The sequence below is a fragment of the Bacillus sp. ABR genome (genome assembly GCF_056172715.1).
In genome coordinates this window covers 560862-572633 of sequence record NZ_JAOYSL010000001.1, presented here as the reverse complement: position 1 = coordinate 572633, position 11772 = coordinate 560862, and the positions used below count along the sequence as shown (strand labels likewise).

General features: G+C 37.9%; 17 protein-coding genes. All 17 read right to left on the bottom strand.

Annotated elements, in window-relative coordinates:
- Positions 1-10 precede the first annotated feature (10 nt).
- The 17 genes from hpf to comFB all read right to left on the bottom strand — a co-directional run bounded on the left by hpf (position 11) and on the right by comFB (position 11744).
- Positions 11-574, bottom strand: a complete 564-nt coding sequence (gene hpf, locus OIT90_RS02830; protein WP_024423608.1) for a ribosome hibernation-promoting factor, HPF/YfiA family — start codon at positions 572-574, stop codon at positions 11-13.
- A 188-nt stretch (positions 575-762) separates the two neighbouring features.
- Positions 763-2448, bottom strand: a complete 1686-nt coding sequence (locus OIT90_RS02825; protein WP_047201869.1) for a methyl-accepting chemotaxis protein — start codon at positions 2446-2448, stop codon at positions 763-765.
- Positions 2449-2481: 33 nt separating this feature from the next.
- Positions 2482-2862 (bottom strand): DUF8042 domain-containing protein, encoded by a 381-nt coding sequence (locus tag OIT90_RS02820; RefSeq protein WP_039181775.1) that lies wholly within the window; start codon positions 2860-2862, stop codon positions 2482-2484.
- A gap of 13 nt (positions 2863-2875) precedes the next feature.
- Complete coding sequence (fliT, locus tag OIT90_RS02815) at positions 2876-3217, bottom strand: flagellar protein FliT (protein ID WP_126682362.1); 342 nt, start codon at positions 3215-3217, stop codon at positions 2876-2878.
- The gene (gene fliS, locus OIT90_RS02810) at positions 3214-3618 is read right to left on the bottom strand and encodes a flagellar export chaperone FliS (protein ID WP_024423612.1); all 405 of its coding nucleotides are present in this window, start codon (positions 3616-3618) and stop codon (positions 3214-3216) included. The genes fliT and fliS overlap by 4 nt, the downstream gene beginning before the upstream one ends.
- 17 nt (positions 3619-3635) lie before the next feature.
- The gene (locus OIT90_RS02805; RefSeq protein ID WP_126682363.1) at positions 3636-5165 is read right to left on the bottom strand and encodes a flagellar hook-associated protein 2; all 1530 of its coding nucleotides are present in this window, start codon (positions 5163-5165) and stop codon (positions 3636-3638) included.
- 20 nt (positions 5166-5185) lie between these two features.
- The gene (flaG, locus tag OIT90_RS02800; protein WP_039181788.1) at positions 5186-5527 is read right to left on the bottom strand and encodes a flagellar protein FlaG; all 342 of its coding nucleotides are present in this window, start codon (positions 5525-5527) and stop codon (positions 5186-5188) included.
- A 161-nt stretch (positions 5528-5688) separates the two neighbouring features.
- A complete protein-coding gene (gene csrA / locus OIT90_RS02795; protein WP_060698451.1) occupies positions 5689-5913 on the bottom strand; it encodes a carbon storage regulator CsrA in 225 nt (74 codons plus the stop codon).
- Positions 5907-6341: a flagellar assembly protein FliW gene (fliW, locus tag OIT90_RS02790; protein WP_041088051.1), complete on the bottom strand. Its 435-nt coding sequence runs from the start codon at positions 6339-6341 to the stop codon at positions 5907-5909. Before fliW ends, csrA begins: the two co-directional genes overlap by 7 nt.
- 27 nt (positions 6342-6368) lie before the next feature.
- Positions 6369-6947: a DUF6470 family protein gene (locus OIT90_RS02785; RefSeq protein ID WP_095409672.1), complete on the bottom strand. Its 579-nt coding sequence runs from the start codon at positions 6945-6947 to the stop codon at positions 6369-6371.
- A gap of 46 nt (positions 6948-6993) precedes the next feature.
- Entirely contained in the window at positions 6994-7902 is a 909-nt protein-coding gene (gene flgL, locus OIT90_RS02780) for a flagellar hook-associated protein FlgL (RefSeq protein WP_041088047.1), read from the bottom strand.
- Between the two features lie 9 nt (positions 7903-7911).
- Positions 7912-9432 (bottom strand): flagellar hook-associated protein FlgK, encoded by a 1521-nt coding sequence (gene flgK / locus OIT90_RS02775; protein ID WP_126682364.1) that lies wholly within the window; start codon positions 9430-9432, stop codon positions 7912-7914.
- Positions 9433-9447: 15 nt separating this feature from the next.
- On the bottom strand, positions 9448-9930 hold the full coding sequence (locus OIT90_RS02770; RefSeq protein ID WP_024423619.1) for a flagellar protein FlgN: 483 nt from the start codon (positions 9928-9930) through the stop codon (positions 9448-9450).
- An 18-nt stretch (positions 9931-9948) separates the two neighbouring features.
- The gene (gene flgM, locus OIT90_RS02765; RefSeq protein WP_024423620.1) at positions 9949-10212 is read right to left on the bottom strand and encodes a flagellar biosynthesis anti-sigma factor FlgM; all 264 of its coding nucleotides are present in this window, start codon (positions 10210-10212) and stop codon (positions 9949-9951) included.
- 79 nt (positions 10213-10291) lie between these two features.
- Positions 10292-10711: a TIGR03826 family flagellar region protein gene (locus tag OIT90_RS02760; protein ID WP_039181808.1), complete on the bottom strand. Its 420-nt coding sequence runs from the start codon at positions 10709-10711 to the stop codon at positions 10292-10294.
- 56 nt (positions 10712-10767) lie between these two features.
- Entirely contained in the window at positions 10768-11424 is a 657-nt protein-coding gene (locus tag OIT90_RS02755) for a ComF family protein (RefSeq protein WP_323128416.1), read from the bottom strand.
- Positions 11425-11450: 26 nt separating this feature from the next.
- Positions 11451-11744 carry a late competence protein ComFB gene (comFB, locus tag OIT90_RS02750; RefSeq protein ID WP_039181811.1) on the bottom strand — a complete coding sequence of 98 codons (294 nt, stop codon included), beginning with the start codon at positions 11742-11744 and terminating at the stop codon, positions 11451-11453.
- Positions 11745-11772 lie beyond the last annotated feature (28 nt).

Genomic DNA, 11772 nt, shown 5'->3' with positions numbered 1-11772 from the left:
AAACTGATATTTAAGCGTTTGGCTCAATGAGTCCATATTTACCGTCATTTCGGCGATAAACCACATTGGTCAAATTTGTCTCAGCATTTGTGAAAACGAAGAAACTATGACCTAACATGTTCATTTGGAGAATGGCCTCTTCGCTATCCATCGGCTTTAAGTTGAAACGTTTTTGTCTGACGATTTCTGTTTCATCAATCTCTTCGTCATCTTGAACTGCTACTTCAGCCGTACCATTTCCTCCAGCAAATAAGTGCTTTTTGGCACCTTGCTCGCGGAATTTACGGTTTACTTTTGTTTTGTGCTTTCTAATTTGACGTTCTAATTTACTGGCTGCTAGGTCTACTGCATTGTACATATCCTCATTATGCACCTCAGCTCGAAGTGCTAGATCAGTCATTGGAATGGTAACCTCAACTTTAGATTCTTGATCGTTGTAAAACTTCAAGTTCACGTTGACTGAAGCATCAACATCTGTCTCAAAATAACGCTCCAGCTTTCCAATTTTTTTCTCGACATGATCTCTTAGTGCAGGTGTTACGTCGATGTTTTCTCCTCTGACATTGTAATTCATGTAAAGAACGCCTCCTTTAAAATTAAGGATATGTAAACCTATTTCTACTTTTCCCTCCTTTTCTCCTGCTCAAACGTAAAAAAAATGTGAATATTTATTGAAATTTGTCGAATTTTGCGGTGCTTCAACTGTTTCTTGATAGGTGATGAATATATATTCGTCTGATTCTTGAAAAAGACCAGCGCACATTAAATGGTAAAAGATGAAATCGATGTTTTCAGCGATTGAGACAAGGATTTTAAATCCTCCGCAGCGGCTTTCATCTCTTCATTGGCCGCTAATGATTCTTCAACAGCAGCAGACATGTATTCTGTTTCTTCTGAGTTTCGTTTCGCACCTTCTTCAATGACACCAACCGTTTGAGAAATTTCCTCTGTACTAGCAGAAATTTGTTCTGCAGTGGCTGACAGCTCTTCGGCTTTCATTGAAATATCACGAATAGATTCCAGGATTTCATGGAAGCTCTGTTCAGATAATTGTGATACTTTTACACCCTCTGCTACATCCCGCTCAACCTTCGTCATCGATTGCGATGACCTTTCTGTATCTTTGTTCACGTTCTCGAGTAATTGACTAATTTGATCTGTCAGCTGACTAGATTCTTCTGCCAGCTTCCTCACTTCATCTGCTACAACTGCAAAACCTCTTCCATGTTCTCCCGCTCTTGCTGCTTCTATGGCTGCGTTTAAAGCAAGTAAATTCGTCTGGTCAGCAATGGCATGGATATGACCTAACAGACCTTGAATGCCTGTAAACTGCGCTTGTACATTGGCCATTGTGGAATGGTGTTCATTCACAGACTCTTTAATAGAACTCATTTGTTTCACAAATTGTTGAATAAGAGCGGCACCCTCTTCAGCCTTTTCAGTCACTGAAATTGAGTGACCCGAAACATCGGACGTGTGTACAGCTGCGTTTTGCATGCCAGTCGATACTTCTTGAATGGCAGAGGCGACTTTTCCGACCGCATCTGATTGTTCACGTGAAGCTTCACTGACCTGTTCGATCGAGCTAGATGTCTGCTCACTAGCCGATATCGTTTGACTGATGGTTTCCTCAAATTGAGCAGCAGAATCAGCAAGCTGTCTTGATCCGCTTTGCACCTGCAAAATAAGCTGACGCAAATGAGCCGTCATTTGATTAAAGGCTGTGCCGAGCTGACCAATCTCATTTTTAGAGGTCACTTCAATCTCTTCAAGGGTCAGGTCACCATCTGCCATCCTTCTTGCGGCATTTGTGACAGAAACAATTGGTTTTGTCATGCGATGAACGAATCTGACACCAATCACCAGAAAGCCAACAATAATCGCTGCACTGACCAAAATGAGTGTAAGCAATAATTGATTACTATCTTGATTGAGCTGATTGATTTTTTGATCACGTTGTTTTAGCTGGTTTTGAGCGAATTCTTTTGTAAAGGTATGTATTTCTTGTTCGATAGGTTGTAATTCTTGAGTGAGGCGGGTGTTGAATTCTTTTTGATTTTGCATATTTAATGAATTAAATAATCGATTCGTTGAGGTGTAGTAGAGATAATTTTTTTCTGAGATTTGATCTAATAGATTTTTTGCTTGTTTGACCGTACTTAATTTTGAAGCTTCTGTTGTTTTCTTATTAATATCTTCATATGTTTGCTCAATTTTCTGCAAATTTTCAGCATCTTGGACGACGACATATGTTTTGATCTGTGCTTCCTGCTTTTGCAGAAGCGCCTCTAATTCCAGCGAGGTCTGATAAAGCTTCACTTCCTTGCTTAATAACGCTTTATAGGATTGATCTGTTTTGTAATAGAGAAAGCTTGAGAATCCTAACATACTGACAAACAATACACATATGACAATAAGCCCAAATAAAAATTGATTTTTTAGTCTCATAATTTCCTCCGAATGGTCTGAATTGGACAAAAATTAATGAATGACATACGGCCTCATACAGGCATGTATTTCATCCATCCACTTTCTATATTCAGGTATAAAATATGATTTCAGGAATGATTGGAAGTGATTTGAAGGGAATGTATAGAAAGCTAGTATATCAAAACTTAAAAATATTTGATCAAACGAACGAATCGTTTTGGCAAAGTGTTCATTTTCAATAATTGAAAGCAGAAGGGGGTGTGTTGTGTCTAAATGAAAGAAGGCATGGATCAGATCATTAAAGATCCGATCCCCTTCTGTTTTGTCAAAATCCTTCTCAATTTCATCTAAATATTTTAGACTCTCTTCTATCGTGTATAGAAGTTCATAATATGTGGTTAATAAAATATAGTCATTTGAACGATACGCCACAGGTCTCACCTATTTATTTCCGTTTATCGTAATATACGCCGTCACTTGTTATGGGCTGGTATGGATTTTGATAATTCAGCTGTTTTGTTTTCTTTTTTTGAATGGCTTGAATATCTGCTTTTATCCCATTTTGGATAACCGTTAATTGCTTCGCCATCTGTTGATCTGTTTGTATGATTTCTCGGATTTTCTCTTTTTCTTGATCCGTCAATTCATGCTTTATATCTCTCATTAATTCGTCTCTCTCAATTAAAAAGGCATCAAAGTCTTCAACCAGTGTCTCACTTTGTGGATTTTCCGCTATTTCTGCTGCCATTTTTAATGTTTGATCACGCAGCTGGTCCACAATACTCATAGAGAGCCCCCGATAGAGTGGTGACGGCCTTTTCGATCGGTTTGAATGACTTCCTTCCACGCATCACGGAAATCAGTTACGTACTCTTCTACTTCATTCAATATCTCTTCGTCATTTTGAAGATTAGCTTCTATCAGTCTGCGATAAATGTAATCATACATACTTGCCATACTCTTTGATACGTCATAGGAACGATTTAAGGTGACATTTAATTCTTGAATGATGTTTTGAGCCTTTTTCAGGTTCAAGTTTCTCGTTTCTGCATCCTCTTTTTGAATGGCATGCTTCGCTATTCTGATGAACTTTAAGCAGCCTTCATAAAGCATAAGCGTCAACTCGGCAGGTGTTGCGGTCTCAATAGAATTTTTCTGATAGGCGGCATAAGGGTTCTGTATTGCCATATGTTATAAACCTCCAATTATTGTCCAAGCAGTTGAGAAAGGTAGCCAGATTGGTTGTTTAGCTTTTGAATTGCACTATCCATGGCGTTAAACTTTTTGTAGTAACGGGCTTCAACCATTTTTAAACGATCTTGGAATGTACTCATTCGTTTTGTCAAAGAATCAAGGTCCTTACCAAGTCCGTATTCCTTTAATTCCATTGTTGTGCTTCCCGCCTTTGTTTGAATGCTCTTCGTGAAGGCAGTTAAGGAATTTTTGACACGATAAATGATTCCTTGTTCTTGATATTGCTGCTGTGCTTTGTCTTTATCTTTTGAATCCACATTTAAACTACCCGAGATAAACATTTGTCTGACTTTCTCCGGGTCTTCTTCAATGGCTTTTCTTAATTTCTCTACTCCATTTATATCTTTACTAAATTCCAGCTTTCCGCCATCTTTATACTTGGATGATGTCTCAATACCGATTTGTGTGAGTTGGATTTTATTCGCATCACTTGTCGTAATATTAGCATACAAATCACTTCTTATTTTAGAGGCACCAGATCGTAAAATGGAATCACTTCTCAGCAAGCCAGACTTCGCAGTCGTTTCCCATAGCTCTATTTCTTTTTCAGACATCCCTTTTTTCTCTTCAGCCGTTAATGGTTGATAGTCTCTGTTTTTCTTTTCATTGACTTTACCATTAATCTGCTCAACGAGCTCATTGTATTTATCAACAAATTGTTTAATTTTGTCATAGATTGCATCCACATCTGTTGAAACGTTTAAGCTGACAGGCTGATCCGTTGTTCCTTTAAGTTCGTACGTAATATCAGCCTGTGTGAATGTATTGTTGTTATTTTCCATTTTCAGACCATTAATCTCGTATTGCGCTTTCTGTCCTTGAGTGGTCGCAACTAATTTGTTATCTCCATCTACTTGGAAGCCTAATTGCGTTAAAAATGAAGCTGAATTGCCATCAGCTGCTTTAATACTGACACCCTCACCAGTTGTCCGAGAAGTAAGAGCAATTGTATCCACGTAGTTAGTGCCATCAGAGATTTGGCCTTTGTAAGCCGTCACACCTAATTGCGCGCTGTTCAGCTTTTTCACGATGTCATCGATTGTATCGGAATCAGAGGTATTGATCGTCACCATTTTCGGTTTTGTTGAATCTGGTGTCGTCACTTCAAACGTAAACGTGCCATTTGCTGGTGTAAATCCAGATGTACCAGAGGATTTGAAGACAGAAGCTGTCGCTAGTTGAGTGACATGAATAGAGCCAGAGGTCGCATTTGTTGACCCAGTTGCTGTGACAGCAGATTCATTAGAGCTTGTTACCTTTTTTGCGCCATATGTACTTGGACGCGTTAAGTTTAAACTGTTGATCAAATCATCTAATTCTTTGATTTTCGAGTTAACCTCGCGATAGCTGTCTCTTTGCCATTCAAGTGTTTGTTTCTGGCGTGTCATTTTATCAAGTGGTGCCTGCTCCGTTTTCATCAGCTTTGATACGATTTCATCAATATCGAACACATTTGAAAATCCAGTAATACGATTGACCATTGTTTATGTTCTCCCTTCATTTACATTCTTTTATCTACAAATAAACCGACAATTTCTGTCATTGCCGCATAGAAATCAAGCCATTCCTTGGAAGGAATTTCTCTAATAACTTCTTCTGTTTGGTTATCTACGACTTTGACATAATATTCATTGAGTTTTTCATGTAATTCAAATTGAAGATGAAATTGAGTAGGTTCAATCAGCTTGTTTGCGCCTTGAAGCGTTTTTTCAATTTCTTCTTTTGAAACAGCCCTGCCATTTGCTTGTGAGTCAGAGTTTACATTGTCATTCTGGTTATTAGAAACACGGGTTTGAAATGCATCGATAATTGGCTCTAGTGATGTCAACTTACCAACAGACATAGTTATTCAGCTCCTGTGCTTTAATCTATCTTTTATATCGGCTTTGAATTTGCAAATTAAATATAGATGGACCGATTTGTTAAAGTTTCCTATAGATCATGAACATCTGTATCGGAACGCTTTCACACGGAGAAGGACAGCTGAATGCAATAAAAAAATCCTCACTTTTTTTGTGAGGATAATTGAGAGAGGATATCTAAGGATAAGCTCGCAGCACGATTGTTCTCTTCTTGAATAGACAGGTACACTTCTTTCCTGTGAATATCAATGTGCTTAGGAGCCTCAATCCCGACTTTCACTTGATCGCCCTCGATTGAAATAATCTTGACTTCAATATCATCGCCTATTTGAATTGACTGGTTTAATTTACGAGACAGCACTAACATGAGGATGCCACCTCTAACAAATGTTTTGTATGATAGGCTGAATCATGCAAAATCACCTGCTTGGCTTTCATGTTTTTCCGGTTCACAATAATAGGCGCTCTTAAATTAGCTGTTGTTTTTTCAATAGATGATTCCATTGTTAAAATAACCATTACTTCCACATCATTGGCATCTTCTACTTCCAGAATGTCTACAACCGTTTCGTCTAAATCAAATTCGTATTGATTGAAGAATAAAAACGGACTGCTGACGATAAAGCCTAATGCTGCGTTTTTCAATGATTGAAGAACTAAAAACGGAGATTCTTCTGATAAAGGCAAAATGACAAACTGTTTTTGATCCAGAAATCCTGGTATCCCGTTAGAGAAGTTGATGATTTGCTCCTCTTTGATTGTCACTTCACCATGGTATTTTGTTTGAATGATCATAATTCACGACCTTTTCGTTTTTCTTAACTATACCTTATCACCATTTTGGCCCGTTTCGTCAACTTCTATTTTTAATTCTGGGTATTGTAACATATCAATATTGACCTTACCTGGCTGGTAGTTAACGATTGGTTTATGAGGTGTTGCCTCTATGATAGCTTTTTGCGGCTCCACATCAATTTGAAGCTCAGAAGGCTGATAGTGAATTTTCACACTAAAGAATGAAGGTATCACACCAATGGTGAATTGTTTTGCTGGAGGACTGCCGTTGATCTTGGCAAATTCAGCAATCGCATTTCCACCATTCTCGATCTTGATAAGTTCACTTCCTTCTTCCGCTCTTCGGCCCATTCCTTCTCCAACAGCCCGCTTCCCCTCAGCTGCCCATTCCTCAGAACGTCTAAAAATCGACTTGATGTCCATATCGGCAAATGCCTCGGTTTGATCAATGGTTAATTTCGACGGTGTCCTTTTGATATCCATGACAGCGCGCGGCTGCTGAATCTCAAGGTCCGCTCGTGGCTGCTCTACTTCTTGCCTAGAAGGAGTTGTCGACATTTGAAGCTTTGCATAGGTTTGCTGCATTAACAATCTAGGGATTTGCATATATTCACCTCCATGATGCAAAAAAGCACCCTACGGATGCTTTTTATTATCTTAAGAAATCAACAAGGGATGGCTGAATGACTTTAGCTGTTGTCGCTAAAGCAGCTCTATTCACCGTCTCTTGTTGAAGAAGATCAAGAATTGCCTTTTCACTTTCAACATCTTCATTATCTGATTTAGCATTTTTCAATACTTGGTATTGTGAAGTCAAACGACTTCCTACTAAGTCAACACGATTCGAACGCGCTCCTAGGTCAGATCGCTCAGCACTCATCACTTCTTTAAACTGATCGATACTTCCTAATGCATCATCAGAATTCGCGAATGTTCCATTTTTCAATGAATTTTCTAAATCAGTCAGCATTTCAATGACATTTTGACCGTTGGCCTGTCCACCAAACGCTGAGATTGGATTTGAGTTTACATTTAAAGTAATCCCATCAGAAATATTCGCTTGAACAGCATTCGCATCTGTATAATTTTCGAAGTTAAATGTATACGTTCCGTCTGCATTCTCAACAACTGGTTTAACATTTGTATTTGTCCCATTAAATACGAACTTACCTAGCATTTGAGTGTTCATTGCATCGATGATTTGATTCTTCATCTGACCAATTTCCACTCCGATAGCTGCTAAATCTTCTGGCTGCTTTGTTCCGTTTGCCGCATCAAGCACTTTATCTCGTATATTTGACATAATATCAATAATTTCAGTGACACTTGTTTCAGATGTATCAATCCAGTTTTGTGCTTCATTTAAGTTATTTTTATACTGTTCATTTCGAAACAAGGCAGTACTATATTGAAGGCTTTTTACTGCTGCAACAGGATCATCAGACGTATTCGTGAAACGTCTTCCTGTTTGTGCCTGCTCATTAATTTTAGAAAGTTTTTCGTAACTTTTACTAATATTTCGAAGTGAGTTTTGAGAAATCATACCTTGTGTGACTCGCATCCGTTATCCCTACCTTCCTACGACACCCATGCCGTTTATTACCTTATCCAGTACTTCATCTTGTAATGTCATAATTCTCGCAGCCGCATTATATGCATGCTGGAATTGGATCATATTCGTCATTTCTTCATCGATGGAGACAGCGCTAGTCGACATTCTACGTTCATTGGCTGAATTGACAAGAGCAGCTGAACTGCTTTCAAGCGTCATGTTCTTTTTCCCTTGTACCCCCATCTCAGCAATAACATTTTGGTAATAATCCTGAATGGTCGTTGTATTTCCGCCGATTGGTAATTTTAAGTCTTGTATATTAGCTAATTTCGTAGCATTCGAACCGTCACCTTGAGTTTGATTGAGAGATGCTGCAATATTATCTGTTGATGCTAAAATGACATCGCTCACTTTAATACGAGCTGCCAAACCTTTATTCAACTCATTGTTATTCTCGATATCAAAAAAGTCTTGTCCACTTGCACCAGTTAACGTGTACCCCTGCTTATGTACATCGTTAAATGTATCCATGAATACTTTTGCTACTTCATCCAGTTCTGCAAGCATATCTGGATACATGCCTTTTTCAGCACCGTTTGACATGTAGCCATAAGCCTCAACAAGTGCTTTTACTTTACCGTTTACTTGTAATTGATCCGCTGCAATAGTTGTTGTTCCGAATTGAAGTGAGTTAACAAGTCCCGTAGTATTATCGTAAGAGATTTGCAGTTCAGACTTTTCATTTGTAATACCATTCAAAATGTTTCCAGCAGATTGTCCATTTGCACCGATAATGTCGATATTGACAGTTCCTTCAGCAATTTTAAGTGCATTACCGCCAGGTGGATTGTAGCTGACCTTAATATCAACAAGTGAGGATAATTGATCTACCAAAGTATCACGTGTATCATAAAGATCATTTGGAAGATATCCATTTGGCTCAACTGCTGCAATCTGTTTGTTCACTTCATCTATTTGAGATAATAGAGTGTTCACATCTTTGGCTGTTGAATCGAGTTCCGTTTTCAAATTCTTTTGTACCGTTGTTAAAGAAGAATTGAGCAGACGGAATTGGTCAACTAGAGCCTGTGCACTTGTTTTAACAACTGTACGTGCAGAAGCTGTATCAGCATTTTTTGTTTCTGATAAGACCTGTAATGATTTCCATAGGTTATCAAAAGCTCTGTTCAAGCCTTCATCCGTCAAATCATTCATAACCCCTTCCATCTGTGAAAGGGCATCTGACTTCGTTGAGTAGTAAGACAAGTTGTTGTTATGATCTCTATATTGTAGATCTAAAAAGCTATCTCGAATTCTTTCAACCGTTCCAACTTGTACACCTGTCCCCATTTGACCATACGTCTTTCCATCATAAACAGAAAGGACTGGATAAGGATTTTCTGCTTTAAAGGTCACTCTTTGTCTTGAGTAGCCTTCCGTATTTGCATTGGAGACGTTGTTTGATGTGACATAAAGCCCTGCACGCTGGGCTGTGATTCCTCTTTTTGCCGTTTCTAGTCCCATGAATGTAGAACCCATTGGTATCCTCCTTGTTTACGCCTTTGAATCAAACAAAGCCCTTTGCTGTTTAGGCTTTGAACTCTCAAGACCATTTTGTCCGTAATTCATATTTTCTTTATTGGGGTTAACGAGATCGAATGTCAGTGAAATAAATTGAAGTGACTGCTGAATAAGCTGCTTGTTCAGTTCATTTACATCTTTTAGTTCCACCATGATGTCATTTAGTTTCTCATATAATGAAATGAGCTCTTCTTGATCTGTACCTTCAGCCTTTTCGATACATGCAGTGATGGTTGGTGATTGATCACTTTGTAAAAATTGAACGGTCGCTTCAATTCGTTTTTCTTCTAATTGAGAAATGGCCTGAATATACTTTTGCTCTAAATTCAGAACCTCTGAAAGAGCATCAATCTCATTGCTTTTCAGCATTTCTGTTTTATCCTTAGACAACTTTAATAGCTGTTCATGCAATCCATAGAGACGATGCAGTTCTTCAATAATTATTTTAACTGACATTCACGCTGCTCCCTTTTGTTATTGTTGTTTATAAAAATTCAGCATTTTATCTGCAATGCCTTTTGTATCTACTTGATATGTTCCGGCTTCAATGCTTTTTTTAATTTGGTCAATTTTATCTTGACGTTCTCTCATAATATTCGGCACCTTTTGCATTTCGATTGCCTTTTTAGAAATTTCGACTTTATCAGTTGATTTCGCTTGATTCGATTGCAACGTTTGTTTCTCATATGTTTTCTTGTAAGGATTTACTGGTTGTGTTCCATATCGATTAATTTTCACGGGATTCCTCTCGCTTTCCGTTACAGTCTGTCTTGATTCTATCCATTTTATCGACCAAACTGCAACTTAGTTTAGGGAATCAGTCGTTTTTAGGATTAATGGCATAATAGGTGTCTTTTTTCCTAGATTCAATCTCCCTTTTACGCTCTTCTTCTTGGTTCATTTGGCTGATTTGCGAATGAATATCCTGTTCACATTGGCTACATAGCTTGTTTTTCCTGATCGCTTTGCCACATCTTTCACAAGGATAATTAATATTCGGAAATTGACTAATTTGCAGTCTTTTCAAACGAATAAATTTCAAGATTAATTCTTCATCAACCTCAGTTGCATCTACTATTTCAGCGATGGTTGATTGTCTATTACTTTGTTTTCTTAAGAATTTATATACGATATCAAAAGAACGTTCTTCTTCTTCATAGCATTTGTTACAAACCGTTTGGATGGTGGTTTTTAAAAATAGCTGATTACATTGTGGACAGTTTGCCAATTGATTCATAACCAAAACCCCTTACGTTATTTTCTTTTCTTATTATCGGTTAATTATCATGATTTTTAACTACGTATCAACGTAAAAGAAGAAACACTTTTGGCACCTGCGTCTTTTAAAATTCTTGCTGCATCATAAATGGTTGCTCCCGTTGTATAGATATCATCAACTAATATAATATCCCTTTGAACAATCACATCTGTATGCTTTATTTGAAACAATCCTTTTTGATCTAGGCGTTCATTTTTCTTTTTTTTGGACTGCTTACTTTGATGTATTTTCACGAGTGGCTGCAATATTGGCTTACCTATCAAGGAAGCGATGATGACGGACTGATTAAATCCTCTTTCTGTTAGTCTTTCATGACTTAAAGGGATCGGAATCAGCAGTGGTTCTTTTATGCTGAAGGAATGTTTAAATGCTGCTTGTACATCTCGTTTAAACAGCTCAACTAAAGCCGTATCACCCCGAAATTTAAAGCGGGCAAGGACATCTTTCATCAACTCATTGTAAGTATAAACTGACCTATTTTTCACAAGAACTTTAGTAGAATCAGGGCGTTCATTCCATCTATCGCAGTCCTGGCACATTTGGTCATTTGACTGCGCCCTTCCACACGTTGGACAAATAGGACGCTCAATCTTTACTAAGTCATTCTTACATGCTACACAAAGACGATCATCATTTAATAGTAGGAATGATTTCCAGGTAAAAGCCGGCACAAAATGTCCCTCACAAATTTGGCAATTCAATTGTTTTTCTTGTTCAGCAGCAGACGATTTTCACACCTTGGAAATGCGGAGACCTTGGAAGCTGCTTCTGTCAGAATAACTAGCATAGCAGTATTCTTCTGTTTATCCACCATCTCAGATTTACTGTAAGATATTTTATCGATGTCTGTTATATATTGTGGTTTCACTTGATTCAGTGAAATTGCTAATACATCTTCCATACACTTTTCACAATGACAAATCATGTTTAATTGGTTGAGATATTGATAGAGAATTTCCTTGAGTAGTATTTCTTTTGCATTGAGTAGCATATTTTGTCTCTCCTGCCATTTGTGTATT